This window comes from Pseudomaricurvus sp. ABR4_320 (assembly GCF_056159445.1).
This window is the reverse complement of the sequence record NZ_JBSWVF010000132.1, coordinates 1-242: the sequence shown is the minus strand read 5'-3', so window position 1 is coordinate 242 and position 242 is coordinate 1. Positions and strand designations below refer to the sequence as shown.

Annotated in this window: 1 protein-coding gene; it reads left to right on the top strand. The window is 58.3% G+C overall.

Annotated elements, in window-relative coordinates; genetic code table 11:
- Positions 1-242, top strand: a 242-nt coding sequence (locus tag ACXAFR_RS27690; protein WP_475183475.1) for a transposase, incomplete at both ends; no start/stop codon positions are given.

The window sequence follows — 242 nt, the reverse complement described above, 5'->3', positions numbered from 1 at the left end:
ACGGTGAAGGTTCCCAAGGTACGAGCCAGAGACGGTCATGCGGTGACGTTCCGTTCAGCGCTGGTTCCTCCTTACGTCAGGAAAACGAAATCGTTGGAAGCAGCGCTCCCCTGGCTGTACCTGAAAGGGATTTCCACAGGCGAGATGGATAACGCACTCCGAGTTCTGGTGGGCCCGGAAGCCAGCGGTTTATCGGCGAGCACGGTGTCACGCCTCAAGCGGCAATGGGGCGAGGAATACAA